Here is a 26869-nt window from a genome sequence, read left to right as displayed (position 1 = left end):
ACAGAATGCCTGCCTTCACGGCACAACCGCTTTTTCAGGCTTTTATTGCAAAGTGTGTTGCTCGATGAACTCCATCGGCTGCAATCCTTCGCGGCTTACCAGTCGATTCAACTCGACCCGGGGCAAACGAACGGCCAGCAGACAGATGCCTTCTTCGTCGTGTTCTTCTTTCTGCACCGCACCGAGCTCAAAGAACTGCGCACGCAGTCGAGCGAATCGCTGCGGCAAGCGCAAGGTTCCCACAAACAAATCACTGCCGAGCAACTCGGCAATGGCTTGCTCAAGCAACTCCAGACCACTACCGTCCCGCGCCGACAACCAGACCCGCTGCGGTTTGCCATCGGCATCGCGCTGGATCTGCGGCTCAACACCCTCAAGCAGATCGAGTTTGTTGTATACCTCAAGGATCGGCAAGTCTTGCGCCCCGATCTCACCCAGCACCACCATCACCTGCTCGATCTGCAACATGCGATCCGGCTCGGCCGCATCGATCACATGCAACAGCAAATCAGAGTTGCTGGACTCTTCGAGCGTAGACCGAAATGCTTCGACCAGCTTGTGGGGCAAGTGACGTATGAAACCCACAGTGTCGGCCAGAACGATCGGCCCCAGGTCGTCCAGTTCCAGACGGCGCAAGGTCGGGTCCAGCGTGGCAAACAACTGATCAGCCGCGTACACGTCGGATTTCGTCACGTTATTGAAGAGCGTCGATTTACCGGCGTTGGTATACCCCACCAATGAGACGGTAGGAATATCCGCACGCGATCGGCCGCGTCGCGATTGCTCGCGCTGGCTGCGTACTTTTTCCAGGCGGCCCTTGATCTGTCGCAGGCGAACCCGCAGCAGACGGCGGTCGGTTTCCAGCTGGGTTTCACCCGGACCACGCATGCCGATACCACCACCTTGACGCTCAAGGTGAGTCCAGCCACGAACCAGCCGGGTGCTCATGTGGTCAAGCTGGGCCAGTTCGACCTGGAGCTTGCCCTCATGGGTACGGGCGCGTTGGGCGAAAATATCGAGAATCAAACCGGTGCGGTCGATCACGCGACACTCGAAAACACGTTCGAGGTTACGTTCCTGACTGGGCGTGAGAATGTGATTGAAAATCACCAGATCGGCCTTCTCGGCATGGACCAGGTCGCGTAGCTCCTCGACCTTGCCGCTGCCAATCAGGAATTTGGCGGTTGGCCGATGACGCGGCACGTTAAAAAACGCAACGGTCTCGGCGCCCGCCGAATTAGCCAGTTCCTGAAACTCCTGCGGATCTTCGCGCGCCTCAGGGTCCTGTCCATCCAAGTGAACGAGGATGACTCGCTCACCACCACCGTGGCGCTCAAAGAACAAAGGAGACTCCTATCAGGCGTTACCCGGAGCTGGATCAGCGTCGCCTTGTTCGTTTTCGGTTGCGCTAGGCAGACGAATTGGACGAACCGGCACTACTGTCGAGATAGCGTGTTTGTAGACCATCTGGCTGACGGTGTTTTTCAGCAGGATCACGAACTGGTCGAACGACTCGATCGTGCCTTGCAGTTTGATACCGTTGACCAGGTAGATGGAAACCCCAACTTTCTCTTTACGTAAAGTATTCAGGTAAGGGTCTTGTAGCGAATGCCCTTTTGACATGTGCCGCACTCCTTTAAGGATTCAATAATAAAAAATAGGTAATTCAGATGGCTTTGGCCGCCACACCCCCAAGGATAGACGGCAATTGCAAGGACTCAGCTCAATATGGAGATGGTCCCAAGGTATTTCAAGGCGCGTGGCAGATTGTCGCAATCAAGACTGTCCAGCCAGTGTAAATCTTCCCAACTGCGCAGCCAGGTGAACTGGCGCTTGGCCAATTGGCGCGTGGCGATGACACCGCGCTCCTGCATTTCGGCCAACGTCAGCTTGCCATCCAGATAATCCCAGACTTGGCGATAGCCTACCGCACGTATAGACGGCAACCCTGAATGCAGGTCACTTCTTTTACGCAGGGCTACGACCTCGTCGATGAACCCCTGTTCCAGCATATTTGTGAATCTTTGTTTAATACGCTCATGCAATACCTGGCGATTTGCCGGGGCAATGGCCAAGTTTGCGACAGTATAGGGCAATTGTTGCTGGCCAGAAGCTGATGCTTCAGTACTTTGCACAGATTGTTGCTGGCGAAGGGCAGTCATGCTCTGACCGCTGACCCGATAAACTTCCAGCGCCCGACTCAAGCGTTGCGGATCGTTCGGATGAATACGCGCTGCAGACACCGGATCGATGACCGCCAATTGATCGTGCAGGGCTTGCCAGCCAAGGCGTGCAGCCTCTTCTTCGATTTGCGCACGCACCTCGGGATCGGCGGCCGGCATATCGGCCAGACCTTCGACCAAAGCCTTGTAATAGAGCATTGTGCCGCCGACCAGCAGCGGAATTTTCCCGCGGGAGGTGATCTCTGCCATCGCTTGCAGGGCATCGCGACGGAAATCCGCAGCCGAATAGGCTTCAGCCGGGTCGAGAATGTCGATCAAACGATGCGGAAATTCAGCCAGCTGCTCTTTCGAGGGTTTGGCCGTGCCAATGTCCATGCCTCGATAGACCAGCGCGGAATCGACGCTGATCAGCTCGCACGGCAGCACTTTGGTCAGTTCGATGGCCAGGTCGGTCTTGCCCGCAGCGGTCGGGCCCATCAGGAAAATCGCTGGAGGAAGCTGCTTCATCAACGACCGCGCAAGAACAGTTTGTCCAGATCGTCCAGACCCAATTGGGTCCAGGTCGGCCGGCCATGATTACATTGACCGCTGCGCTCAGTGTTTTCCATGTCACGCAGCAGGCCGTTCATTTCGGGCAAGGCCAGGCGCCGGTTGGCGCGGATCGCGCCGTGGCAGGCCATGGTGCCGAGCAGTTCGTTCAGGTGCGCCTGAATCCGGTCGCTGGTGCCGTATTCCATCAGGTCCGACAGCACATCGCCGACCAAACGGTTGGCTTCAGCCTGCTTCAGCAAGGCCGGAATCTGCCGAATCGCCAGCGTCTCCGGGCCCAGGCGCTGCAATTCAAAACCCAAACGCTGGAACCACGCTGCGTGCTCTTCGGCGCAGTCGGCCTCGCGCTGACTGACCGCCAGCGACTCCGGCACCAGCAACGGCTGGCCGCTGAGGCCTTCGCTGGCCATGGCGATCTTAAGGCGCTCGTACATGATCCGCTCGTGAGCGGCATGCATGTCCACCAGTACCAGGCCTTGGGCGTTCTCGGACAAGATATAGATACCCTTGAGCTGCGCCAGCGCGTAACCGAGCGGTGGAATGTCTTCCTGTCCAGCGGGTAGCGCGTTGGCATTCGCTTCAGGCAGCGGCGCAAAAAACTCCCGGTAGGCGGCCTGAGCCTCGGCGGCCGGCGGCATCGCAGATTGCGGACGTGGCGTGTATTGATACTGATAAGCGCCGCCAGCGCTGGCGCCAGAGGAGGCATTGAGCGTCGGTTGCGCCTGCGGTTGCTCAAGCAGCGCATTGGCCGCCAGGCGCATTTCGCCCTGAGGTCCGAATTCACCGGCATCAAGGCCGCTTGGCCTGACGATGGCAGTGGTGACGGCGCCGGCAAGTTGGTCTTCCGGGCGCACATCGCCCAAAGCACGGTGCAGCGTGCCGTAGAGGAAGTCATGCACCATGCGTCCATCACGGAAACGCACTTCGTGCTTGGTCGGGTGCACGTTGACGTCCACTGCCGCCGGATCGACCTCGAAAAACAGCGCAAAGGTCGGATGACGGCCGTTGAACAGCACATCGCGATACGCCTGACGCACCGCGTGGGCCACCAGTTTGTCGCGCACCGCGCGACCATTCACGAAGAAATACTGCAAATCTGCCTGACTACGGTTGAAGGTCGGCAAACCGACCCAGCCCCACAGGTGCAAACCGTTGCGTTCGATCTCTATCGGCAACGCCTGTTCAAGAAAACCAGAACCACAGATGGCCGCCACACGTCGTGCGCGGGCCGCGTCATCATGGGCTTCGTGCAGGCTGAGAATGGTCTTGCCGTTGTGGCGCAGATGGAAAGCCACGTCGAAACGCGCCAGCGCCAGGCGCTTGATCACCTCTTGCAGATGATCGAATTCGGTTTTTTCGGTCTTGAGAAATTTACGCCGCGCAGGGGTATTGAAGAACAGGTCACGCACTTCCACCGACGTACCGACCGGGTGTGCCGCTGGCTGAACCCGAGGCGCCATGTCCCGGCCTTCGGTTTCGACCTGCCAGGCCTGATCGGCATCACGGGTGCGCGAGGTCAGGGTCAGACGCGCGACAGAGCTGATCGATGCCAGTGCCTCACCGCGAAAACCCAGACTCATGACCTGTTCGAGGTCTTCGAGATTACGGATCTTGCTGGTGGCGTGACGGGCCAGAGCCAACGGCAGATCATCGGCAGAAATACCGTTGCCATCATCACGCACTCGCAGCAGTTTGACGCCGCCCTGCTCGACATCGACGTCGATGCGTTTGGCACCAGAATCGAGGCTGTTTTCCAACAGTTCCTTAATGACCGAAGCCGGACGCTCAACCACCTCACCGGCGGCGATCTGGTTCGCCAGCCGTGGACTGAGCAGTTCGATGCGGGCTGCGCTCAGCTCCTGATTCATTCTTTGGACGCCAGTTCGGTGCCAGGAATGGTCAAGTGCTGACCAACCTTCAGTTCATCGCTTTTCAAATTGTTGACATTGCGCAACGTGACTGGCGACACCTGATAACGCACGGCGATCATGGAGAGCGTTTCACCCGGGCTTACCCGGTGATCCCGAGGTCCCTTGGCGATTTTCCCCGAATCACGCAGCCAGGCAATGTAAGTTCCCGGCGGTGGATTCTGCTGGAAGAACTGGCGCACGCCACTGCTGATCGACCGTGCCAGCGCCTGTTGGTGGCTCGATGCAGCAAGCTTCGAGGCTTCCTTGGCATTGGAGATGAAGCCGGTTTCAACCAAAATCGACGGAATGTCCGGCGACTTCAACACCATAAAACCGGCCTGCTCGACGCGCTGTTTGTGCAACGGCGTAACCCGGCCGATGTTGGTCAGGACTTTCTGGCCGACGTTGAGGCTGGAGGTCAGCGACGCGGTCATCGACAGATCGAGCAGCACGCCTGCCAGCATGCGGTCCTTGTCGTCGAGGCTGACGTTACCGGCACCACCGATCAGGTCGGAACGGTTTTCGCTGTCGGCCAGCCAACGGGCGGTCTCCGACGTAGCACCGCGATCAGACAGGGCAAACACCGAAGCACCAAAGGCTGCCGCGGAGGGCGCAGCGTCGGCGTGGATCGAAACGAACAGGTCGGCGCCCTTCTTGCGGGCGATTTCGGTACGACCACGTAACGGGATGAAATAGTCGCCGGTGCGGGTCAATTCGGCACGGAAGCCTTTCATCCCGTTGACCTGACGCTGCAATTCGCGAGCAATCTGCAACACCACGTCTTTCTCACGCTGACCGCGCGAGCCGGATGCTCCCGGGTCTTCGCCGCCATGGCCGGCATCGATCACCACAATGATGTCGAGCTTGCCAGCCGGGGCTGGCGGCAACTTGATTTCGGGCTTTGTCGGGGTGACTGGCACCGCCGGTACGGTGGCCACCGATGGCGTTGGCGCAGGCGGCGGCGCGGCGTCGGCCGGGTTATCGAACAAGTCGACCACCAGACGGTTGCCATACTGCGCATTCGGCGCCAGCGAGAAGCTTTTCGGGGTGACGGCTTTCTTCAGGTCGACGACCACTCGCAGGTCGGTCGGCGTACGCTGGGCCGAGCGTATCGCCGTGATCGGCGTGTTTGCAGTCTGTACATTCAAAGGCGCCCCCAAGGTGGCGCCATTGATGTCGATTACCAACCGGTCCGGAGCGGTCAGGGTGAAGACACTGTGCTGCACCGGGCCGCTCAGGTCGAAAACCAATCGCGTGTTGTCCGGCGCCCGCCACAGGCGCACGCTGTTGACCTTTGAGTCGGCCAAAGCGTTGACGGTTACTGCCATCAACAACAGTCCAGCGGCAGCCACCAACGCGCGAAAGCGCATACCTAACCCCATCATTTAATTGGATTCCAATGCCAAAGCGGCACACCAGGCCTCGCCACGCGAGCCTTGGGATGAAATTTTCAGCGAACGCCCGCTGTCTTGCGGGCTAATGGTAATGGTCAGGTCCGGCTTTGGCAAAAAGCCTGCACCTTTATCGGGCCACTCGATCAGGCACAGGGCATCGTCCTCGAAGTAATCACGAATACCGAGGAACTCCAGCTCTTCCGGATCGACCAGTCGATACAAGTCGAAGTGGAAGGCGCGGATTTCGCCCATCTCATAAGGCTCGACCAACGTGAAGGTCGGACTTTTTACCGCCCCGACATGCCCCAACCCACGAATAATCCCCCGGGACAGGGTCGTTTTGCCCATGCCCAGGTTGCCCTCAAGAAAAATCAGGCCATGGCCTTGGGTAACGCGGGCGATCCGTGCGCCAAAGTCGCTCATGGCCTGTTCATCGGCCAGGTACAGGGTTACTTCAGACACGGTGCAAGCTCCTCCAACAACTGACGAATGGCTGGAATCAGATCACTGGCCGCCAGCCCACGGCCGCATTTTCCTTGTTGCGCCCCGGCGTTGGCGTGCAGCCAGACCGCCAGGCACGCGGCATCGAAACCGTCCATGCCTTGTGCCAGCAACGCGCCGGTCAAACCTGCCAGCACATCGCCGAGCCCGGCAGTGGCCATGGCCGGATGCCCCTGGTGACACAACGCCAGACGACCATCGGGGTGCGCGATCAGGCTGCCAGCACCTTTGAGCACCACCACTGCGGTGTATTTTTTGCTCAATGCCAGCGCTGCGGCGGGGCGGTCGGCCTGCACTTGAGCGGTGCTGATCCCCAGCAAACGTGCCGCTTCGCCGGGATGCGGAGTGATCACGCAATCCTTGGGCAGACTGACGAAACCGCTCGCCAGCAGATTCAGCGCGTCCGCATCCCATACTTGCGGTAACGGCGCATTGGCGGCGGCTGACAATAACGCCCGGCCCCAACTCGCCTGTCCAAGCCCCGGCCCTACGACCAGCGTCGACACCTTCTCCAGCAAGCCCATCAACTGGTTGGCCGAAGAAACGCCGAGCGCCATGACTTCAGGAACGCGGGTCAGCGCCGCCGGCACATGCTCAGGGCGCGTTGCCAACGACACCATACCCGTACCGCTGCGCAGAGCGCTTTCACTGCTGAGCAGAATCGCCCCGCCAAAGCCATGATCGCCGCCAACCAACAGCAAATGACCGAAGCAACCCTTATGAGATGTCGGCTCGCGAGGGCCCAATAGCGCAAGATTAGCTACGTTGAGGCGCCGGGCACGGACAGCAATGTCACTGTAGATTTCAGCCGGGGCCTGCAGATCATTGAACACCCACTTGCCGACATGATCCGCCGCGTCGCCCGTGAACACCCCCACTTTCAAGCCTATAAACGTCACCGTGAGATCGGCACGCACGGCAACACCCAGCACTCGCCCGGTATCCGCGCACAATCCCGAAGGAATATCGACCGCCGTTACAGGCAAGCCGCTGGCGTTGATCGCATTGATGGCAGAGGCATAAGGCTCACGCACTTCGCCACTCAACCCCGTGCCCAGCAAGGCATCGACAACCACACCGCGCAACTCGGACCGGGCACTCCAGCCCCGCACAACGACACTCTCGGCCAAAGCCTCGGCGTGCGCCTGTGCTGCGTCACCCTGCAAGCGTTGCGGGTCGCCGACCGCCAACACCTGCACCGTCCAACCGGCCCGACGCGCCAAGGCAGCGACCAGATAACCGTCGCCGGCGTTGTTGCCATGGCCGCAAAGCACGGTCAGCTCGCTGGCGGTGGGCCACTGCCGAACCAGCGAACGCCAGGTCGCCTGCGCCGCGCGCTGCATCAATTCGAAGCCCGGTGTGCCGGCAGCCATGAGCCGTGCATCGAGTTCGCGCACCTGTGCGGCGCCGTACAGCGCGTCGGGTAATTCATCTTTCGTGTGCGGCATGCGTCTTCGGGCTCCGATGTCTGGCAGAATTATACGCACCTCAGCTCCGGTTTCTCTCGCCTCATGTCCGCCATTACTACAGACCTGCCCGCCCTCGCCCGATCCATCAAGGAATGGGGCCGCGAGCTGGGCTTCCAGCAAGTCGGCATCAGCGGCCTGAACCTGGCCGAGCATGAGCAGCACCTGCAGCGCTGGCTCGAAGCCGGCTACCACGGCGAAATGGACTACATGGGCGCCCATGGCAGCAAACGCTCGCACCCCGAAGAGCTGGTGCCGGGCACATTGCGCGTGGTGTCACTGCGCATGGACTATCTGCCCGGCGACACAAAAATGGCGCAAATGCTGGCGCAACCGGAAAAAGCCTACGTGTCGCGTTATGCCTTGGGCCGCGATTACCACAAATTGATCCGTAAACGCGTGCAACAATTGGCCGACAAGATTCAATCCGAGATTGGCCCGTTCGGTTTCCGCGCGTTTGTCGACAGTGCCCCGGTGCTGGAGAAAGCCATCGCCGAACAGGCCGGGCTGGGCTGGATCGGTAAAAACACCCTGGTGCTGAATCGCAAGGCCGGCAGCTTTTTCTTCTTGAGCGAACTGTTCGTCGATCTGCCATTACCGGTAGATGAACCGCACAGCACCGAACACTGCGGGCGCTGCACCGCGTGCCTCGATATCTGTCCGACCAATGCCTTCGTCGGCCCCTACGTGCTGGACGCGCGACGTTGTATTTCCTACCTGACCATCGAACTGAAAAGCGCCATCCCCGAAGACCTGCGCCCGCTGATCGGCAATCGCGTATTTGGCTGTGATGACTGCCAGATCGTTTGCCCGTGGAACCGTTTCGCCAAGCCCTCCGGGGAAAGCGATTTCAAGCCAAGGCACAACCTCGACAACGCCGAATTGGCCGAGCTGTTTTTGTGGGATGAAGAGAAGTTCTTGAGCAGCACTGAAGGTTCGCCGTTGCGGCGAGCGGGCTATGAGCGCTGGTTGCGGAATCTGGCCGTGGGGCTGGGCAATGCGCCCTCAACGATTGCGGTGCTGGAAGCGTTGAAGGCGCGACGGGATTATCCGTCAGAGTTGGTCAGAGAGCATGTGGCGTGGGCGCTGGAACAGCATGCCCGACCTGTGCACGCAGAACCGGCCAGTAAAGTGCTCAAATCCTGGCCGGGACATTGAGGCTCTCGGCTCATGCTGAACACTGCCTCGCCGCGTTATTTATGTTTATTTTTTTTCTTTGTAGTGCCCACCCATCTGTTTGATGATGACAATCCTGTCCTTCGCATTTTCAGTGAGATACACGCGATCACCCTTTGACAAATAAAGATGCATCAACCTGGACGATGAACTGGATGGCCCCTTCAATGGCGTGTATTCGGCGTGAAGGAGCGCGGCAGCGGAGGTCGGAGAGTTACCCTCCTCAATGAGCTGAATGAATAACTTAACCCTGGTCTCAGAGGCATTCCGCGCCTCTATATTAAGAAAATTCATCTTGTCTTTAGGCCTGACCACTGTCCATTTCTGTTCGACCTCGTCCTCAACCCGTGCGGTGGCTTTCGCAGACTGGGCTTTTGCCGCAGCCTTGGCGCCTTTTCCTTTGGCAAACGCTTTGGCCGCTTTACCCGCGCCTCGTGAACTAAGCCCTGACTGAAAGGCTGAAGCCAGCTTCCTGCCCGCGTTGACAGCAGCCTTGGCTCCGGCCGCCAGACCGGTACCCAGCGAAGCCAAGCCTAGCCCAGCACTGATCCAGCCCAATGCCTCTCCTGCCGAAGAATCCGGTGCATAGTGATTGACCAATTCGCTGGCAATACCCGCCAAGCCTGAAGCAACGGCCAGCCCCAATGCCGCCGCCGCCCATGGCGTCGCGGCCCCCATCGTCAGCACACTGGCAACAATCCCGAGCACACTGAGTCCGATGCCCAGAATCGATTGCCAGGAGATATGCCCGGTAGGATCAACACGATTGACGGGGTCGCCCAGGCAATAAGCGTAGGCATTCAATCCGCCCTCACCGAATGGACTCATGTTGTCGGGGGCGAGGAACCGCATCAATGTCGGGCTATAAGCCCTGTAGCCATTGCCCAATAGATACAGCCCGGTTACCGGATCCAACTGCTCGCCGTTGAACCCCGCCAGACTGAACAAACCACCCTCGGCGGGACGATGCCCGTAAGGGCTGTAAGTGCAATCAGTCAGTTGTTCTTCACCCAGTGCTGCCAACACACTTTGCTGCTGATCGGTGCCGAACAACTGCGCGCCGGCCTTCAATCCGAGTTGTTGCTGGCCCACGAGCAATCCACCGTGACGCAGGACACTGGATGAATTTTCACCGCTGACTTCATTGGCGACCCGGCCTTCGTGGTAATAACGCTGGGCAGTGGTGGTATTGGGTTGCGACAGTTCAACCAGGTGGTCAAAACCGTCGTAATGGTAGCCGCGAATAACCGAACCTGCGGCGCTGGTCAGTTGTTCCAGACGCCCGAACGCGTCATAGGCCAGGGTTCGCGCCTGATCATCCTTGATCATCCTGCCGTTGGCGTCGTATTCCAGGGTCACGGCCGATGGATAGTCGACATGAGAATGTTTGACTGCGCTGAGTTGTACTGGGTCCGGATTGTCGTAACTGAAGGTGGTCAGGTTCACACCCAGAGGGAACCGCGTCTGTACGGTGAGAAGATTATCAAGCGCATCGAATGTGAACGTCTGCTGAGCAATTTCTTTGCCGTACGGGTCCCGGGGCTTTAGGGGGCCGGCACAGTCGTACTGGATCAGGCGCCCACGCACATCGTAGACAAATTGCTCATCGCGCAACACTTGCGTGCCACGCCTGGACACTTTCTGCGCCAGTTTGCCGGCGAGCGTATAAGTAGACGCCAGCGTCTGGTCGGGCTGGCCCTTCACCTGGAAAGTACGGCAGATTTCACGACCGATATCATCATAGGTAAACCGAGTGATCATTTGACGTTTGATCGACGTCTCTTCGGTCTTCGTCCATTCCAGCATCCCCGTCTGGATGTTGTAGTGGAATTCGGTTTTCAGCGAACCCTGCAAGGTTGATAACAAGCGGCCATGGTCATCGTATTCGGATCTGCGTTCGGATCCGAGTACATCGATGCAGGTGATCGGTCGCCCCTCCAGGGAATAGGTAAAGGAGGTTGCTTTGCTGATAGCGCCGTAGGTCGTCGTTTCGGATTTGACGCGCCCGGAAGGGTAATACGTAAAACGACGCTCTCTGCCATTTTCGATACAGGTCAAGGGATGGCCGTTGACGGGGTCGTAAGTCAGGGTCGTGAGCAATGCCCCCGCCTTGCGCTCAGTCAGTAAACCGCCCCTATGGCGCAAATACGTGAATTCGATTTTCTTGCCGTCAGCGCTCTTGTACCACTGCGGCTGGCTGAAACCTGCTTCATAACCGGCCTCGGACTTGCGGCCGCCTACTGTACTTTGCGTCAGGCGATTCAATCCGTCATAGGTTTGCCGGCCCAACACTTTGCCATCGACCTGAATGCCGACCGGCAGCGCTTCGTCACTGTGATCGGCGTAGTCGGTGACCACCTCGCTGGCGTCGGGCAGGACACTGCGAATCATCCGGTCAAAAACGTCGTACTCATATCGAGTGGTATTGCCGGCCGGATCGGTCTGGCTGGTTGTACGCCCGAATCCGTCATAGGTGTAATCGGTTTTGCCAAGACTCTTGTGCTTCAGATTGAAGCTCTCGACCCTCAGGGGTTTACCAAACTCGTTGATGAGGGTAACGGTCTTGCCCATCCCCTGAAGCCAATTCGTTTGCTGGCGAAGGACCGGATCGGCCTCGCTATGTTCGACACGCCCATCGGCATGGAACGTCTTGCAGACCTGGCCCCAGTTATCGAATTCGTAGCGGGTGATCAACGGATAAGGCTTGCCATCGCGCCAATCGGTCAGCGTCACTTCTACCTTGTGACCCGCCGAATCATGACGGGCGCAATAAAGAGTACGAGACGCAATGAGCCCATCCTCGTCCGGACGGTCGCAGTCCTTTTCCTGAACGGCGATCACTCGTTCCAGGCCATCATAGGTCACTCTTTGTTCGCCGCCGGCGGGATCCGTGGTGACCATCGTGGCCGGTTGTTGTTTGCTGGCGGCCAAAAAGGCCCACCTGGTAGCGGCCGCGTACGGGGTGCCGGGGGCAACCGTTTTGCACACTGCTCGGCCGATCGCGTCGTACTCATGTTCGATACGCTCGCCATCGATACCGACTTCTGACACCTGTAGCCCAGTGAGCGTCGAGAGCACGGCCTCACTGGTCTGCAGCGAGCCATCGAAGCCCTGCGTGCTGGACGTCACCCGCAGCCTGATACCTTCAAGCTCATAGGAGAATTGCGTGCAGGTCTTTTTATCGTTACGGGTAATGCTTTGCTGTTTCATGGCCCCGTGCTTGAGCGGGTCCTTTGGCGTATTCAGGTAACTCCTTTGGGTTTTCGAACGCAGGATCTCAACCCCCTCCACGCGCTCGAAATAACGCTCTTCAACCGGAAAGACAGATGCCAGTTCTGCGCCTTCCAGCGCAGGATGCAACGCATAGTCGTAGTACGTGACAGACGAGGCGCCACTCGCGGCCGCAGCGCTGACCGTTCTCTTTTTCTGGAACCTGGTGAAACCCAGCGGATCCTCCGGGCAGTTGTCCCCACCGCTTGCAGGATAATACTCCGACAAAGTCGTCACCCCACTCGGCTCGACATGTTTGAGCAGGTTGCCTTCGCCGTCGAACTCGGTGACGGTGGTTTCCTCGCGCTTCTGTTGGGTGCGCCGATCGAAATAAGTCACCGTCTGAACTTTCGGCATGCGGAACTGAGCCGGTTGCTCATTGAACAGTTTGGTAACCGAACAGTGATACTCGGTGGCGATTGTGGTCTGGGCATTGCCACATGTCGTGACCTCTGCGACCAGCAAATGGAATTTGTTGTAGGTGCGGTTAATCCGGGTGTGCACCTTGCCATTGACCACTAATTTCTCGTCCGAGGTATAGACGTAGTGGTCGGGCGCCAGGTAGAGAGGATCTATGTCATTGTCCCTGGCCGGGATGAGGCCCTGCCCGAGAAAGTTATGGTTGGAATACGTATATACCTTGCAAAGCCTGGGTTGGCGCCGGCCTGGGTAAATATCGTGAGCGATGACAAACGGAAGTGTTCGCTGCACGCCACTTACGAAGCGGTGACCTTGACGCTTGTAGCGAATGATTTCTACGCCGCGCAATGGATTGACGACGCGGCACAGATAGCTGGCCTCATCAATGACTTCATATTCCAGATCCCAACCTTTGCCGAGCGGAAGTTCGATTGCCGTTACCCGACTATTTTTCAGGATCAGGTTGTAGTCGGAACTGGACGAGGTATCGGGATGCCGGGTCAATGTCACCTGACCGGCCTTGCGCGTAACTCTCAACAGGCATCTCTTGGCGTCACAGACTTCGGTCAACATGGCAAACTGATTGAACGTCTCATGCTTGAGCGTGATGCTCACACCGTTCGCCGCGACAATTTTTTCTGCTACCGCGATATGAGTGCCGGCCTGAACTTTAAGCAGTTCACGCCGACCATCGCGGTATCGAACTTCATAGCGCCCTGCCCCGGTCACCAGTACCCTGGCAGTTTGCAGTTTCATTTCCTTGAACTTCAGGCCCGCAGATGTCTCGACAGCCTTGTAGCGCTCGCCGTTGGACAGCGTCATGACTTTGCTGCGCACGTCATACTGAGTCATGGTCAACGACCAGCCGAGGCCGAAACCGGCATCCACCTGATTGAGCGGGTTGAAACCCAGTGAAAGTGCAACCTCAGGGCCATTGAGATCCGCCGAACACAACTTGCCTAACGAAAAGGCGCACGTATACATGCCCGTGCGGGGGTCAACGCCTCCGGAAACAAACTCACCAAAGTTGAAAGCATTCGAGTGAACGGCGGAGGATGAATTACTTTTCATTGAAAACGTCCTTTATTTCCAGATTCAGATATTGGCCAGTCAGGTTGGCCAGCGAAAACTCGCTGGCCATGTATCGAAATCAGACAAGCTGTTTCATTGACCGCTTGGACTCACCCAGAACAAAAGTACGTTGTTCTTTATCACCATCAATACTAAGCCTGTGCTCCGAACCGAACTCATCGACCACTGCAAACTCGAATGCGCTTTCATTCTCCCGCGCCACTTGCAGGTCCGCGGAAACATACTGAACAAGCGTCAATTGTCCAGGCACTTTGTTAATCGGGACGGTTATGTAGCCGAGCGGGCTGCGAAACGTTGTTTTCAGCCCATAAATCGGCGCCATGTAACCATAAAAACATCTGCGACCATCCTGTGTGTCGGGAATATTGCCGGACACATAAACCTGCACCGCATTTTCGGAATCATAAGGGTCAAGTTTCACCTCACTGCTATACCAGTCAAGGAGGTGAATCTGCCGGCCCTCTGCTTGCAGAGCAATATGATAATGCTGGACCCAGTCATATTGGGCACGCTGCTGTTTCTCATCATATTTACTCAATGAAAAACTACTCAGCGGATACTCTTTAGGCGGAATCGCCTCCAGCGTCACACTGCTGTCAAAGCCGACTCCATTGCTTCGCAATACCACTGAGTCCATGACGATTTCGGCAGCGACTTCCATGATTCCAGGCCTGGAGGCGGAAACCCAAAACTCAAGAATTTGTACAGGATCAGAAACGTCACTTTTGCGATTGTCATTAACACGCGGAACTTCTATAGCCCGCGGTGCCCCACCCGACATTTCATGGGCATACCGATTTTCCTGCACGGATACGCTCCAGTCACCTTCAAGAGGTCGAGCGCCGTTATAGGCAATCAGCCGCAGTGTTTGTAATGCAGGATGCCCATACAGTGACGCGCCGTCTCCATTGTTATCGACACCGTGTAAAAGCACCAATACGCGTACTTGCATGCGACCGTTGGCGTAAAGAATCTTATGTTGACCAGACCTTGTGGAGTCGGTTTTCACCTCGATACGGGAAATATTAAGCTGCTCATCAAACATTCAATAACACCTTGGCTAATTAATAAGTTTCGCCTCCATCAGGACGCGCCGAGGCATTGAGACACGGCACTAAAAACAATAAAAGACAGGACATTCGACAAATTAAAACCACGGAAACACCTGAACATAGAAACCAACAACACACATAAATTCTAAAACATTCTAAAAATCCGGATCTCCTGTCACCCGATTTGAAATCAATCCTGCCAACCCTTTAATTCCGGCCTTGCCAGAGGTTCCTCCCCTCCTGACCACGGCAAAATCAAAAGCAGAAGGGGAGCCAGCGCGTTATTTATATTTATCAGGCTATGTTAGACCGGCAAGAAAACAGTTACTTCCCCCCACATTCAGTCACTCTCTGAGCCCGTCGAAAATCCACTCTCTGAGGATTCACTGTCAGACTCTACATCCGACAGTGGCTCTTCCATTTCAATTTCAATTTTCCGGTCCATGCTGGCGTTTTCCAGATACTCGGTAATCCGCTGCCTCGACGCGTCACTCAAGGGATTATTCACCAGACCAACGAATAAATTCTGTGTATCCGGGATATCGAACAGCTCATCCCCCACCTCTGAAATATTATTATTCTGCAACGCCAACACCTCGAGTTCTTTCAGCGAATCTATTCCTGAAGGAACGCTGGAAAGATTGGCGTCATACAGCATCAATTCCGTTAAATCCGGCATGAAGCCTACAGGTGGAGCAACTGTCAGAGGATTGCGTGCCAGGTTCAACAATGTAAGCGTTTCCATTCTTGCCAGCCCTTCAGCCGTCATATCAGAAAGTCTAAGCGAGCAACTATCCAACGTGAGTTGCAGCAGTTCACGCATTTGAAAGATCCCTGACGGGAATTCCTGCATCTCTACACCAGTCACCTTCAAGTATTTAACATTGGGAAAACTGTCAAGAAACGCGCCTATCCGTGCGCCTGGTTTTTCTGCGGTCAATATTAACTCTGTTACATATTCAAACCTGGCAGACAGCCTTGGTAGCTCACCGGAAAAATCGACGCTGGAAGAAAAATGATAGTCACCGTACCCCCATCTCGAAACGGACTTGCGCCGCCAGATATCTTGCAGCTTTGCGCTGAATTGCTCGCGAGCCTGACGTTGCTCCGCGGGGGTTGGCGCTCTCCCCTGTCCCGACGAATCCGCATGAGGTGACGGCTTATCGGCACTCCATATCGACAATTCACTGCACAACGTCGCGAACTCTTTTTCCAGCCTCATCATTACGCCGGCCAGATCACTCTTTAAACGCTCGTTGATAAACGTCGTCACCTCCTCACCCGAAAGCTGCGGATAAAGATCATGTACGCGGTCAACAACGGTCTTTGCCGATGTCGGATTGTTATCGGCGCCGCCTCGCAGCTTCCACGCTTGCCTGTATTGCGCGGTGGCAGAGTCGACCGTCATTGGAATCGGCGCCAGCCCCAGCAGTTCGCTCACAGCCTGGCGCGATGGCAACGGCTGTGCACGAATCAATCGCTGCAGCGTTTGCCCTCCTCCCTCCGCCACACCGAAGGCCTGACGCTGTACGGGCAGTAACAGGAACCAGACAGCCGAATACAGATCGCTCATGCCTTTGGACGATGAACCCTCGGGGCTGCTGATGACATACCCGGCGTCCTGCTGGACCAGAACGTGATGGAACGAAGTCAGCACATCGCCGATAGCCGTCAAGACCTTCCCGTCAAACACATCCTGACGAATCTCGATACGGACATCTCGCGGCCACTGCGCAAGGCGTCCGATCATATGCAACGCCAGTCGGTCACTGTCCGGACTGGATACCGAATCCAGATAAATCCCTTCACAGGCTCTTGCGAGACGAACATCGCGCAGCACCAACAGCGCCTCTTCTGCCATTTGCCGTGGCATTCCCGGTTGGTTATGCATATGCAGACGCTCGGCGGCACTTGCATCGCGCCACAAGGCCTCGGCTGCCGCTTTGGGCAAGTCAGGAAAAATCCGCCGCATCTGCAACGTGTTTTCATCACAGTCAAGTTCGAACGCACGCTCATGATTCTGAAAGAGCGCGGCGCGGTCGCGCTGGGCAATGCTTGCGCCAGGCTCGCCTTCGCGCAACTGCAGCAGAGCCTGCAACTGCGGATCGACCTGGGCGCGCACTAGCGGATCGGGATGTTGCATTTGTGTGATGAACGTGTGGATTTTCTGATCGAGGCTCAAGCGCCTGAGAGCGTCCTGCAGCAAGACGAGGGACCGAGCGTAAGCGGGGGAATCGCGTGCCAGCGTTTCATCCATCCCACTAACGGCAAGAATGCGTGTAATCGTGACCTCGGAAAAGCCGTCCACTGAATACCCGACGCGGTGAAACAGTTCTGCCGTTCGCCTCCTTAACGAATTGAGTCTTGCAGGGTGATTACGCGAATCACTGCTTTGCAGAGGGACCCAGAACCTGCCCTCGCTATCCGGCTTCAGAAGCGGGCCGGAAGGGTTGAGTTCTCTGGCTAGCGTGGCGCGAAACAGGCCACTCTCGGCGTCCAGGACAACTTGCACGAAATGGTTGTCGGCTACGGCCACATACTGACGCTGCCTGAACCTCCGGATGCCCTGCGCATCGGGCTCGCCGAGGCTTTTGTCGGTGTGTATCCAGTAATCTGCCAGCGAGGGCGTCGCGGCAAGCTTCGAAAAATCGTCGAACGCGAAAGACAACGGGCTCACACTCAAACTGCTCGCCTGCGTCACCGCGACCAAATCTGGCCGGTAGGACGGGTGCAAGTGTTCCGGGCGAGGGGGGAGAGGTAAATGCGGCATTGCTGGAGAGGGGTACGCTGGGCGATGTGGTTCATTCGCGCTGAAATCGGGTGTTTTGGCAGGGGCAGGAACAGGTTTGATCTTTGGCGGTTTACCAGCCATGAATGCTCATCCTTGAGGTTTGGTTAGTTGGGCCCCGTAACACTGCAGGGCCGTCAGTACAATCAGTTTATCGGCTTATCCGGTGTAAACCGGTATATAGGTGTACTACATTTATCGCATTAATAAACAACGACGCCAATTAGTTCTCGATGTGTGACTCGCGAAGCTTGTTGACGTAGACGAAAGCGCAGTCACTATCAACTAGCTTATTCGACCTGTTTGTTTTTAGCCCCTCAGGTGCTGGCCCAGGTATAAGTGCCCGACACGAATACCGGTAATTCACATCCGCGCCAGACCACAAACGTGCGCAGCCACTTAATGGAATAATTTTGAAGTTGCTGTAATGCCGGCTCGACAAAGCATTGCCACTGCTACGGACAACCTACCCGTTGAACTTGATGGCGACACCGATCTGGAAGGTTTTCCCGCTTTGGCTGGAAACCCGGAACGCACGCATACAAGGCAGGACCGGACCCTCCTCGTTTTCATCATCCACACGATCTATTACAGCGACAGTGTTCAGTACCGCCAGAGTGAAACGTCCCTTTTCATTACTGGCTCGCCAACCATTTCGCAATGGTTCTCCCAGTCTCATATTGAATCAGCGGCAAGACTCAGAAATAACATGCCCCCTACTAATTCCGCTTGAGCAGAAAGGCAAGAAACCTCAACAACCGGTAAAAACAGATAAAAACCCGCCGCCACCGTCAATTCGCAAAACCCGGCAGAACTGTATTTTTTATTCGATAGCAGGCGGAATCAATGCTCATCGTTATAAACGAACTTGGGCATTTCCCAATGAAAACGAATGGCCAGCAGACGTAACAAAAACCCGCCGAACAGGGTAATCAGAATGGCTTGTTCACCTGGCACGTTCAGATACAGGCACAACATGTAACACCAGGCGGCGGCGAACGACACGCTGGCATACAGTTCTCGGCGGAAGATCAACGGGATGTCATTACAGAAGATATCGCGCAGGATGCCGCCGAAGACACCGGTGATCACACCGCTGACCGAAGCCACCAGCATGCCGTGGCCCATTTCCAGAGCGGTCATGCAGCCGATCAGGGTAAACGCCACCAGACCGACGGCATCGAGCACCAGAAACAACGAACGCAGATGCCGCATCCAACGTGCAGTGAACACGGTCAACATTGCCGCAGCGGAGGTCAGCACCAGGTATTCCGGGTGTTTGACCCATGTCAGCGGGTAGTGCCCGAGCAGCACGTCACGCACCGAACCGCCGCCCAGCGCCGTGACACACGCAATCAGCACCACGCCGAACCAGTCCATGCCGCGACGGCCCGCAGACAGCGCGCCCGTCATGGCTTCAGCGGTAATGGCGATCAAATAGAGCATTAGCAACATGGTGGCGATCCTGGCAGGAAGGCGCGCAGTCTAGCCATTTCGGTGCAGCACCAAAAGAGGGCGAGAACACCCGCCACAAAAAGCCGCCAACCCGGTATCAGAACTTGATGAAGTGCTTGCGGTAATGCTGCAGTTCGGCGATCGATTCACGGATGTCGTCCAGCGCCAGGTGCGTGCTGCCCTTCTTGAAGCTGTCGCGTACGTCCGGCGCCCAGCGTGCGGCCAGCTCTTTGAGTGTGGAGACGTCAAGGTTGCGGTAGTGGAAGTAGCTTTCCAGCGCCTTCATGTGGGTATAGAGGAAGCGGCGATCCTGGCAGATGCTGTTGCCACAGATTGGCGACTTGCCCTTGGGCACCCACTTCTCCAGAAACGCGATGGTTTCGGCTTCGGCTTCGGCCATGCTGACGCGGCTGTCGCGAACGCGTTGGGTCAGGCCGGAGTTACCGTGGGTACGGGTGTTCCACTCGTCCATGCGTGCCAGCACTTCGTCGCTGTGGTGAATGGCGATCACCGGTCCTTCGGCCAGCGTGTTGAGGTCACTGTCGGTGACGATGGTGGCCATTTCGATGATGACGTCGTTGTCCGGATCAAGACCGGTCATTTCCAGGTCGATCCAGATCAGATTCTGTGGGTTCTGCATATTTCGGCTCCTAGGCAATGCTGCGCAGTTTAGCCTAGGCCGGTGCCCCGGCGTGCTAAACTCGCGGCCGTTTTACCTAATCGCTGCATTCTTCAGACGGAACACCCATGGCCAAACGCCAACTCAATCGTCGTCAAAACTGGCGCATCGAAAAGATTCAGGGCGAGCGCGCCGCACGCGCCGCCAAACGTGAGTCCTCGGCTGTCGAGGCGCTCGAAGGTGGCGACCTCGGCCCTGAGCAGCACGGTCTTGTGATCGCTCACTTCGGTGTGCAGGTCGAAGTCGAGGCCAAGGACGGCGAACTCGCCGGCCAGGTGTTCCGTTGCCACTTGCGCGCCAACCTGCCAGCGCTGGTGACCGGCGATCAGGTCGTCTGGCGTGCCGGCAACCAAGGCATCGGTGTGATCGTCGCGCAATTGCCGCGCACCACCGAGCTGTGCCGTCCGGACAGTCGCGGCCAGCTCAAACCGGTGGCCGCCAACGTCGACATGATCGTCATCGTCTTCGCCCCGCTGCCCGAGCCCCACGCCAACCTGATCGACCGCTATCTGGTCGCGGCCGAACACGCTGGCATCCGTCCGCTGTTGCTGCTGAACAAGTTCGACCTGATCGACGAGCAGAATGCCCCGGCACTCAACGCCCTGCTGGCGGTTTACCGCACGCTCGGTTATCCGGTGCTGGAAGTGTCCGCGCACCACGGCAACGGCATGGAACAACTGCAAAAGCAGCTCGACGGGCGCATCAGCGTGTTCGTCGGCCAGTCCGGCGTCGGCAAGTCGTCGCTGGTCAACAGCTTGCTGCCTGAAGTTGAAACCCGTGTCGGGCCGTTGTCCGAGCTGTCCGGCCAAGGCACGCACACGACGACCACCGCGCGCCTGTTCCATTTTCCGGGCGGTGGTGAACTGATCGACTCCCCGGGCATCCGCGAATTTGGCCTGGGCCACGTCAGTCGTGCCGACGTCGAAGCCGGCTTCATCGAGTTCAATGACCTGCTCGGCACCTGCCGCTTCCGCGATTGCAAGCATGATCGTGAACCGGGTTGTGCACTGCTCAAGGCTCTGGAAGATGGCCGCGTGCAGCAACAACGAATGAACAGCTACCGCTCGATCATCGCCAGCCTGCCTGAAAACGGCTATTAAACAGGCGCACCGGCAGCCCTGAAACACAGGGCTGCCGGCTGTAGGATCACGCCTGACAAATCCTCAGAACGCCTAAACGTCAGACCTTTCTGTAGGGCTTTAGCACGCCTGTTTGCAGGACATTTCTCTTTTACCGCCAGCACCTTGTAGGCCTCACGCAGATGCCTACATTCAGTTCCTCCTTCGCACTGTCGCGACCTCCGAGGAACCCCATGCAAACCTATCATTTGTTCATCAGCCATTCGTGGAACTATTCCCACGCCCACGACAACCTCGTACGCCTGCTCAGCGCGCAACCCGGTTTCACCTTCAAGAATTTCTCCGTGCCACCGCACAACCCGATCATGGGCGCGCAAACCGACAAGCAACTGGAAGAGGCTATCGAGAACAAGATCCGCCCTTGCTCGGCAGTGCTGATCATGGCCGGCATGTACTCGACGTACAGCAAGTGGATCAACAAGGAAATCGAAATCGCCAAGCGCATGGGCAAAGTGATCATCGCGATCAAGCCGTTCGGGGCCGAGCGGATTTCCACCGTCGTACGCAACGCCGCTGATGCCGAGTGCGCGTGGAGCACCAAAAGCATCGTCGCCGCCATTCGCCTGCATACGGCGGTGTAATCATGCGCAAGGGACTGTTTATCGGCATCAACCACTACGCCCACGTCACGCCACTGAGCGGCTGCAACAACGATGCAATGGCCATGGCTTCGGTGCTGGAGCGTCACGCCAGCGGGCGCCCGAACTTCAGCAGCAAAGTGCTGACCTCATCCGAGGAGAACCTGACGCTCACGGCCATGAAACAGCACATTCAAAGTCTGTTCTCGGGCGACTGCGATGTGGCGCTGCTGTACTTTGCCGGCCACGGCCAGTTCGACACCAGCATCGACGAAGGGCTGCTGATTCCACAGGACTTCAAACACGGCGGGGAAGGCATTCGCATCAGCGACATTCTGGAGTGGGCGGACAAGGCCCCGCACATCAAGAACAAAATCATCATTCTCGATTGCTGTCAGGCAGGCGCAGCCGGCGCCATGCGCAATTTGCGCGGTGGCAGCAGTGTGATCGGCGAAGGCATGACCATTCTCACCGCGTGCAAAAAAGAACAGTCCGCCCTCGAAAGTCGCGGCCACGGCGTATTCACCGACCTGCTGTTACAGGCGCTGCACGGTGGCGCCGCGAACGTGCTCGGCAAGGTCACGCCGGGTAGCGTTTACTCGTTTGTCGACAATGCCTTGGGTGCCTGGGAGCAGCGCCCGGTGTTCAAGACCAACGTGTCGCAGTTCGTGCCGTTGCGCGAGGTAGCACCGCTGATTGCCGAACAAACCCTGCGCAAACTCAAGGACTGGTTCCCCGAGCCGAGTTTCGTCTTCAGGCTCGATCCCAGCTACGAGCCCACCGAAGCAACGTTCGACCCCGATCACGGCGCCGTCTTCAAGCAACTGCAAATGTGCAACCGCCACAGCCTGGTCGAACCGGTCGATGCCGAGCACATGTATTACGCCGCCCTCAACTCCACCGGTTGTCGCCTCACCGCCCTCGGCGCCTACTACCGCGAACTCGCCCTCAAAGGACACTTCTGATGCCCGTCTTCATCAGCTACCGCCACATGGATCGCGCCCACGCCATCGCCATCAACACCCGACTGATGCAGGCCAACATCAAAACCTACCTCGACGTACTGGATCCGGAATCCCAGACCACCGAAGACATCACCGGGGTCATCACCCGCAACATCACCGAATGCACGCACCTGTTGGCGGTGGTTTCGGAAAAAACCGCGCTGTCGTGGTGGGTGCCGTTTGAAATCGGTGAGGCGACGATCAGCAACCGGCGGATCTGTTCGTTCAAGACCGGGCCGACGGAATTGCCGTTGTACCTGGATAAGTGGCCGAAGCTGAGCACAGAGAGTGATCTGAATTTCTTTATCGATGCGTATCGTGAGGAAGTGTCGAGCAAGCGTTCAATGACGCTGGACTCGAGCAACGAATCGTTCAGCGGCACCTATAAACGCAACGCCGAGATTTTCCATGAACAACTGAAAAACCGGATTCGGCGGGGGTTCTGACCGACGTAAAAAAGCCGCGACACCATCGCGGCTTTTTAACTTTCAAAGGCTGGGTGCGACTCTATCCAGCTTCCAGCCCAACGCATCCAGTGCGTCACAGCCGTTCTGAAGCAGGATATGCGCGGCGCTGGCGAAGTGTTCCAGATCATGACCTTCGGCATCGTTGACGCACAGGCAACTGACGCTGTTGAGCATATTGCGCAGGATGTTCAAGCGATGCTTTGAGGTTTCGAGAAGGGTCGAGGCCTTGGCTTCGGTGTCGATGTAGAGCGTGGGGGTGGTGCTTATGTTGCCTTGCAGCGGACGATAAATAGCCATGGTCTGATCCTGGCTCGGCGTCATGAGTTGTACGAGCAAGCTCGGGAGAAATGCCCGGAACGCTGGTCTGGCCAGACAAGAAACTGGGAGCCGATGGGCACTGTGATGTTGAACCCGGATCGGCAGCAGCAGACCGAGAAAAGCGCGGCATAGTTAGACGGCGACGCGACAACAACCTTGAAAAACGCCGGAAGCTTGAACACCAAGGAGCCTGAAATGCTTCATTTTCTGGACGCCGTTCCCATTCTGTTTGGGGCGCAATCTGTCAAGTGTAGTGGTCTAATTTCCCCGGACACCCCGATAGGTGGAAAATGCATCTATCGAGGAGTTTTTCATGACCGACAAACGCAGAACATTCGACGACAGCTTCAAGCTGCAAGTCGTGAAGATGATCAAGGATCAGGGATTGACCGTGCCGCAGGTCTGCCGGGATCTGAATATTGGTGAGACGGCTGTTCGACGCTGGGTGCAGCAGTACGAGGCCGAGCAACTGGGACAATCCGGAATCGGTAAACCGTTGACGTCTGAACAGCAGCGCATTCGCCAACTGGAGCAAGAGAACCGGCAGCTCAAGGTGGATAACGACATCTTAAAAAAGGCTACCGCCTTCTTTGCCCGCGAGCTGAAGTAACGTATCGACTGGTTCGGCAGCTGCAACAGAAGGCTTATTCGGTGGCGTATGTCTGCCGTTTATTAAACGTCAGTCGATCCGGCTTCTACGAGGCCCAAAAACGCGCTGAGGCGCCTATTCGGCAGAGCTGTCCTGTCGTTGTGCAACTCAAGGCATCGTTTGCTGCAAGTGGTGGCTGCTACGGTAGCCGCCCGTTGCGTGATGCTTTGCGCGGCAAAGGTATGGCTGTCGGTCTTTATAAAATCCGTCGTTTAATGCGTGCCAACGGCCTGCGTTCGGCCTGGAAGCGCAAGTTTGTGCACACAACCGATAGCAACCATGACTTGCCGATTGCAGAGAATATATTGGGCCGTCAGTTTGACCCAACGGCGCCAAACAAGGCTTGGGTGGCCGACATTACCTACATCCGCACTCGCAGTGGCTGGTTGTACCTGGCGGTGGTGTTGGACTTGTTTTCACGCAAGATAGTGGGCTGGGCCATGGCCCCGAACATGCCGGCAGAGTTGGTGTGTAGCGCGATGCAGTTGGCCATCGCTCAGCGCCAGCCGCCACCAGGACTGATAGCCCACTCAGACCGTGGCAGCCAGTACGCGAGCGCAAGTTACAGAGCGTTGCTGGCGCGAAACGACATGCAGCAGAGCATGAGCCGTAAAGGTAACTGCTGGGACAACGCGGTGATGGAGCGCTTCTTCCTGAGCTTGAAAATGGAGCGTGTATGGCGACGTGATTATGCCAACCATGCAGAAGCTATCCGCGACATCACTGAGTACATCGTTGGGTTTTACAACAACGAACGGCTGCACTCAAAACTGGGGTATCTGCCGCCGACCGTTTACGAGCGGGCGATGGCATCGAAACCACCTATCGAGGTGTCCGGAATTAGTTGACCACCACAAAGTGAACCGGCAAGAGCGCCAATTGGGTCTACACAAGTAGAGAGCTAAAGGGGGCGAAAGTATTTTCCGGAAATCCCCCCTTTTTACCTGTCCTCTTTCTTCTCGGGGCAATAGCCGTTCCGGACGAATTTCTACTCTTGGCCGATTGCGGCTGCTGGTTGGGGACGCCTGACCGGGTTTTTGGAAATAGCCTATTTTTGGCGACTCATGAAAGAAGTGTTCTAAGTCGTGACGGAATGGCGACAACCTCTTTGGTTTCTGGCGAGACGCAGACATGAGTGATATTCGCTACGAAAGATAATGTTCCATTGCTGATAAACCCCTCGACCAGAAAAGTGAAAGAGTGAATCCCTACTTTTGCCACGCTGACCTTGATGTTTAACTCATCATCCCACGTCAGAGGTGCCAGTAACTCCAATGACATGGCGCGTACCGGCGGCAATATATCAAAGCCCATCAGATTTCTAAGTCCTGGTGCGCCCAGCCACTTGTCAAGTGCAGCATATACAGCTTCTACCGAAAAATATGAAAAACGGGGAGTGTAAACTAATCCTGCGGGATCACAGTCTCCAAACAAAATGGTTCTGCTGACAAAAACTGCATTGGGCATTGGTCTGTTTTCCTTGATTTATCCGATGCCGGAAGTTATCCGCGCGCTGGTGCTCTTTATTGCCGCTCAAGAATGATGCTCGTCATGTTGATGCGGCAAGTCCATAACATAGCATTACCCTCGACGGGTATCCGCAGCGTTCATCAGATCAAGCAGCCGCTGACATACCTAAGTGAGACGGGTGTTCCAATTCCTATCGGTATATTTAGTCATTTCTGTTTCGCATATCATGATTGTGGTGGTTAAGCAATTAGCTAAAGGTCTTATGATTGGCCTTTAATTAGCTCATTTTTTTGGATCCAACGTCTATATACTCGCCTCGCCGTGACCACTGGGTGGTTTTCGGTCTACAAGCTGACCCTGTGGTCATGGTGCTGGTGCGGCATGCTCAAGTGCCGATATGGAGATGTAAACATTGCAAAGGACTTCTATGAATATCTTTTACCTTTATTCCGGTGAAGTTAACTCTTCCGCTATCTCGCTCGTTGATCGCAAGGGTAATGCTGTAGTCGAAAAAGCCATTCATGAGTTTGTAGTTGATGTGGATTCGCAGAATTCCAACTGCTCGGTCATTCTCATTGCTTCTGACAAGTTGCATGAAGTTGAACAAGTTTTGGAGGCTATCAAGAAGCCGGGGCTGTTGGTCAGTACCCGGGTTATATTAGTCAGCGATGATCCGAAAGTGTGCGCTCTCGGAGATTCGGTGAAATATGACATTCAAGATGTCGTTTCTGCCAAAACCGAAATATTGGATATTGAAAAAGTTATCGAGAAAGCGATTTTTGCTTTTACCACGCTTCAGTCAAAACACAACATCAAAGAGTTTTATCTAGACAATAAATTCAACGAGGTTTTTGACTGGTTTGAACAATCGCGATGGGAGTGGTCAGAAATTGGCGACCTTTCCGGTATCGACAGAAGCTTGTTGACCGACGAGGACATTCAACTTCTGCACGATGGTGCTGTTGTAGAACATACGACATTGCCGGGGTCGCACAACTTCCTCAACGAGTGGCGTGACGAATTCGGCTTTTCCACCTGGTCGTTGATGTGGGGAGCCGAAGAGGCTCGGCATGCCCTGGTGCAGGCCAAATACCTGAAGCAATTGGGTATTGAGGTTCGTTCAAAACACGCCATGTTTACGCGTAAACCGTATGAGGTGGGTGACTACCCGTCCGCCACGCTCCCCCGGTGTCAGGATAGTTGTCGCCTCTCCGGTTTTTCCAAAAAAAGCATATCGGGGGCGGAAAGAGACTGGTCGTGCCGTACTATTCACCTGAACGCAGAGCCGCATTACTTAAGATGCTGCTTC

At 56.5% G+C, this 26869-nt stretch carries 21 protein-coding genes; 7 read left to right on the top strand and 14 right to left on the bottom strand.

Features of this window, described 5'->3' with window-relative positions:
- Positions 1-42: 42 nt before the first annotated feature.
- The 7 genes from hflX to AACY18_RS06865 all read right to left on the bottom strand — a co-directional run bounded on the left by hflX (position 43) and on the right by AACY18_RS06865 (position 7985).
- Entirely contained in the window at positions 43-1344 is a 1302-nt protein-coding gene (gene hflX, locus AACY18_RS06895; RefSeq protein ID WP_339433660.1) for a ribosome rescue GTPase HflX, read from the bottom strand.
- Between the two features lie 12 nt (positions 1345-1356).
- Positions 1357-1623 (bottom strand): RNA chaperone Hfq, encoded by a 267-nt coding sequence (gene hfq, locus AACY18_RS06890; protein ID WP_095109354.1) that lies wholly within the window; start codon positions 1621-1623, stop codon positions 1357-1359.
- 95 nt (positions 1624-1718) lie between these two features.
- Positions 1719-2690, bottom strand: coding sequence for a tRNA (adenosine(37)-N6)-dimethylallyltransferase MiaA (gene miaA, locus AACY18_RS06885; RefSeq protein WP_339433658.1), 972 nt, complete (start codon positions 2688-2690; stop codon positions 1719-1721).
- A complete protein-coding gene (gene mutL / locus AACY18_RS06880) occupies positions 2690-4600 on the bottom strand; it encodes a DNA mismatch repair endonuclease MutL (RefSeq protein ID WP_339433657.1) in 1911 nt (636 codons plus the stop codon). Before mutL ends, miaA begins: the two co-directional genes overlap by 1 nt.
- On the bottom strand, positions 4597-6027 hold the full coding sequence (locus tag AACY18_RS06875; RefSeq protein ID WP_339464586.1) for an N-acetylmuramoyl-L-alanine amidase: 1431 nt from the start codon (positions 6025-6027) through the stop codon (positions 4597-4599). The genes mutL and AACY18_RS06875 overlap by 4 nt, the downstream gene beginning before the upstream one ends.
- Entirely contained in the window at positions 6028-6498 is a 471-nt protein-coding gene (gene tsaE, locus AACY18_RS06870; RefSeq protein WP_339433656.1) for a tRNA (adenosine(37)-N6)-threonylcarbamoyltransferase complex ATPase subunit type 1 TsaE, read from the bottom strand.
- Positions 6486-7985 (bottom strand): NAD(P)H-hydrate dehydratase, encoded by a 1500-nt coding sequence (locus AACY18_RS06865; protein ID WP_339464585.1) that lies wholly within the window; start codon positions 7983-7985, stop codon positions 6486-6488. Before AACY18_RS06865 ends, tsaE begins: the two co-directional genes overlap by 13 nt.
- A gap of 63 nt (positions 7986-8048) precedes the next feature.
- On the opposite strand from AACY18_RS06865, the gene queG reads away from it, so the two are divergent.
- A complete protein-coding gene (queG, locus tag AACY18_RS06860; protein WP_339433654.1) occupies positions 8049-9161 on the top strand; it encodes a tRNA epoxyqueuosine(34) reductase QueG in 1113 nt (370 codons plus the stop codon).
- Between the two features lie 45 nt (positions 9162-9206).
- Here the strand turns inward: queG and AACY18_RS06855 are convergent, their stop codons facing one another.
- The 5 genes from AACY18_RS06855 to orn form a co-directional block, all read right to left on the bottom strand.
- Positions 9207-13940, bottom strand: a complete 4734-nt coding sequence (locus AACY18_RS06855) for an RHS repeat domain-containing protein (protein WP_339433653.1) — start codon at positions 13938-13940, stop codon at positions 9207-9209.
- Between the two features lie 79 nt (positions 13941-14019).
- Positions 14020-15006, bottom strand: coding sequence for a hypothetical protein (locus AACY18_RS06850; RefSeq protein WP_339433652.1), 987 nt, complete (start codon positions 15004-15006; stop codon positions 14020-14022).
- 347 nt (positions 15007-15353) lie between these two features.
- On the bottom strand, positions 15354-17885 hold the full coding sequence (locus AACY18_RS06845; RefSeq protein WP_339433651.1) for a hypothetical protein: 2532 nt from the start codon (positions 17883-17885) through the stop codon (positions 15354-15356).
- A gap of 759 nt (positions 17886-18644) precedes the next feature.
- The gene (locus AACY18_RS06840) at positions 18645-19256 is read right to left on the bottom strand and encodes a trimeric intracellular cation channel family protein (RefSeq protein ID WP_221733102.1); all 612 of its coding nucleotides are present in this window, start codon (positions 19254-19256) and stop codon (positions 18645-18647) included.
- Between the two features lie 97 nt (positions 19257-19353).
- Positions 19354-19896, bottom strand: a complete 543-nt coding sequence (orn, locus tag AACY18_RS06835; RefSeq protein WP_123530761.1) for an oligoribonuclease — start codon at positions 19894-19896, stop codon at positions 19354-19356.
- Positions 19897-20003: 107 nt separating this feature from the next.
- On the opposite strand from orn, the gene rsgA reads away from it, so the two are divergent.
- From rsgA to AACY18_RS06815, 4 genes are all read left to right on the top strand, one after another.
- Positions 20004-21035 carry a small ribosomal subunit biogenesis GTPase RsgA gene (gene rsgA / locus AACY18_RS06830; RefSeq protein WP_339433650.1) on the top strand — a complete coding sequence of 344 codons (1032 nt, stop codon included), beginning with the start codon at positions 20004-20006 and terminating at the stop codon, positions 21033-21035.
- Between the two features lie 212 nt (positions 21036-21247).
- Entirely contained in the window at positions 21248-21655 is a 408-nt protein-coding gene (locus AACY18_RS06825) for a TIR domain-containing protein (protein ID WP_339433649.1), read from the top strand.
- A 2-nt stretch (positions 21656-21657) separates the two neighbouring features.
- Entirely contained in the window at positions 21658-22617 is a 960-nt protein-coding gene (locus AACY18_RS06820) for a caspase family protein (protein WP_339433648.1), read from the top strand.
- Positions 22617-23102: a toll/interleukin-1 receptor domain-containing protein gene (locus tag AACY18_RS06815; protein WP_339433647.1), complete on the top strand. Its 486-nt coding sequence runs from the start codon at positions 22617-22619 to the stop codon at positions 23100-23102. The genes AACY18_RS06820 and AACY18_RS06815 overlap by 1 nt, the downstream gene beginning before the upstream one ends.
- A gap of 42 nt (positions 23103-23144) precedes the next feature.
- Here the strand turns inward: AACY18_RS06815 and AACY18_RS06810 are convergent, their stop codons facing one another.
- Positions 23145-23420 (bottom strand): hypothetical protein, encoded by a 276-nt coding sequence (locus AACY18_RS06810; protein WP_339433646.1) that lies wholly within the window; start codon positions 23418-23420, stop codon positions 23145-23147.
- Positions 23421-23754: 334 nt separating this feature from the next.
- Between AACY18_RS06810 and AACY18_RS06805 the strand changes: the two genes are divergently transcribed.
- Positions 23755-24938 (top strand): IS3 family transposase gene (locus AACY18_RS06805; protein WP_339464584.1). Its coding sequence is split into 2 segments (ribosomal slippage): positions 23755-24019 and positions 24019-24938, totalling 1185 coding nucleotides; the frame shifts between segments, so codons are not numbered across the junction.
- Positions 24939-25152: 214 nt separating this feature from the next.
- Here AACY18_RS06805 and AACY18_RS06800 read toward each other — a convergent pair.
- On the bottom strand, positions 25153-25557 hold the full coding sequence (locus tag AACY18_RS06800) for an acyl-CoA thioesterase (protein ID WP_339433645.1): 405 nt from the start codon (positions 25555-25557) through the stop codon (positions 25153-25155).
- Between the two features lie 430 nt (positions 25558-25987).
- Between AACY18_RS06800 and AACY18_RS06795 the strand changes: the two genes are divergently transcribed.
- Positions 25988-26869: hypothetical protein (locus AACY18_RS06795; RefSeq protein ID WP_339464583.1), on the top strand; the 882-nt coding region annotated here is incomplete at its 3' end.

It is taken from the genome of Pseudomonas sp. EA_65y_Pfl2_P74 (assembly GCF_963970575.1).
In the GTDB taxonomy this organism is placed as follows: domain Bacteria; phylum Pseudomonadota; class Gammaproteobacteria; order Pseudomonadales; family Pseudomonadaceae; genus Aquipseudomonas; species Aquipseudomonas baetica_A.
This window is presented reverse-complemented; position numbering and strand designations above follow the sequence as displayed.

Excerpts from the sequence above, each read along its gene's own strand:
- hfq (WP_095109354.1), bottom strand. The coding sequence starts at position 1,623 with ATGTCAAAAGGGCATTCGCTACAAGACCCTTACCTGAATACTTTACGT.
- miaA (WP_339433658.1), bottom strand. The coding sequence starts at position 2,690 with ATGAAGCAGCTTCCTCCAGCGATTTTCCTGATGGGCCCGACCGCTGCG.
- mutL (WP_339433657.1), bottom strand. The coding sequence starts at position 4,600 with ATGAATCAGGAGCTGAGCGCAGCCCGCATCGAACTGCTCAGTCCACGG.
- AACY18_RS06875 (WP_339464586.1), bottom strand. The coding sequence starts at position 6,027 with ATGATGGGGTTAGGTATGCGCTTTCGCGCGTTGGTGGCTGCCGCTGGA.
- AACY18_RS06865 (WP_339464585.1), bottom strand. The coding sequence starts at position 7,985 with ATGCCGCACACGAAAGATGAATTACCCGACGCGCTGTACGGCGCCGCA.
- queG (WP_339433654.1), top strand. The coding sequence starts at position 8,049 with ATGTCCGCCATTACTACAGACCTGCCCGCCCTCGCCCGATCCATCAAG.
- AACY18_RS06855 (WP_339433653.1), bottom strand. The coding sequence starts at position 13,940 with ATGAAAAGTAATTCATCCTCCGCCGTTCACTCGAATGCTTTCAACTTT.
- AACY18_RS06850 (WP_339433652.1), bottom strand. The coding sequence starts at position 15,006 with ATGTTTGATGAGCAGCTTAATATTTCCCGTATCGAGGTGAAAACCGAC.
- AACY18_RS06845 (WP_339433651.1), bottom strand. The coding sequence starts at position 17,885 with ATGGCTGGTAAACCGCCAAAGATCAAACCTGTTCCTGCCCCTGCCAAA.
- AACY18_RS06840 (WP_221733102.1), bottom strand. The coding sequence starts at position 19,256 with ATGTTGCTAATGCTCTATTTGATCGCCATTACCGCTGAAGCCATGACG.
- orn (WP_123530761.1), bottom strand. The coding sequence starts at position 19,896 with ATGCAGAACCCACAGAATCTGATCTGGATCGACCTGGAAATGACCGGT.
- rsgA (WP_339433650.1), top strand. The coding sequence starts at position 20,004 with ATGGCCAAACGCCAACTCAATCGTCGTCAAAACTGGCGCATCGAAAAG.
- AACY18_RS06825 (WP_339433649.1), top strand. The coding sequence starts at position 21,248 with ATGCAAACCTATCATTTGTTCATCAGCCATTCGTGGAACTATTCCCAC.
- AACY18_RS06820 (WP_339433648.1), top strand. The coding sequence starts at position 21,658 with ATGCGCAAGGGACTGTTTATCGGCATCAACCACTACGCCCACGTCACG.
- AACY18_RS06815 (WP_339433647.1), top strand. The coding sequence starts at position 22,617 with ATGCCCGTCTTCATCAGCTACCGCCACATGGATCGCGCCCACGCCATC.
- AACY18_RS06810 (WP_339433646.1), bottom strand. The coding sequence starts at position 23,420 with ATGGCTATTTATCGTCCGCTGCAAGGCAACATAAGCACCACCCCCACG.
- AACY18_RS06800 (WP_339433645.1), bottom strand. The coding sequence starts at position 25,557 with ATGCCCAATGCAGTTTTTGTCAGCAGAACCATTTTGTTTGGAGACTGT.